Origin of the sequence: Thermus aquaticus, assembly GCF_001280255.1 — a bacterium.
GTDB classification, from domain to species: domain Bacteria; phylum Deinococcota; class Deinococci; order Deinococcales; family Thermaceae; genus Thermus; species Thermus aquaticus.
Map to the genome: position 1 here is coordinate 1 of NZ_LHCI01000036.1, position 620 is coordinate 620.

The window sequence follows — 620 nt, forward strand, 5'->3', positions numbered from 1 at the left end:
GGACCTCCCCGCCCTCCTCCAGGCCGCCGAGGCCCGGGCCCTGGAGCTTGGCGTGGAGCGGCTTTACGCCTTTCCCCAGGAGGCCAACCGTCCCCTGCGGGAGGTCCTGGAGGCGGCGGGGTACGACCTCCTCCACACCACCTACTTCTTCGTGAAAAACCCCAAGGGCCTGGACTACCCGCCCCCCAAGGGCGTGCGCATCAAGAAGGGCTTCCCCGGGGCAGGGGTCTACCGGGAGCTCTACCGGGAAAGCGAGGAGGGCTGGGCCCTGAGGCTCAAGTGGACGGACGAGGAGCTGGAAGAGCACTTCGCCGAGCCCCACGTCCACCTCCTGGTGGCCTACCAGGGGGAGGAGCCCGTGGGCATGGCCGAGGTGGAGGTGGAGGGGAACGAGGCCAGCGTGGCCTACATCGGGGTCGTCCCCAAGGCCCGGGGCCAGGGCATCGGCCGGGCCCTTCTGGCCGAGGCGGCCCGGCTGGCCGAGAAGAAGGGGGCGGGTCTCCTCCGGGTCCGGGCCCACGACCACGAGACCGGGGCCCTAGAGCTTTACCGCAACCTGGGCTTCAGCCTCGAGGAGGCCGTGGCCACCTACGCCAAGGAACTCAGGGCCAGGCGGTAGG

1 protein-coding gene is annotated in these 620 nt (G+C 70.8%); it reads left to right on the forward strand.

Going from position 1 to position 620, the window contains the following annotated elements; genetic code table 11:
• Positions 1-619 (forward strand): GNAT family N-acetyltransferase (locus BVI061214_RS00225; protein ID WP_053766883.1); only part of this gene is annotated, 619 nt, incomplete at its 5' end.
• Between the last annotated feature and the right edge of the window lies 1 nt (position 620).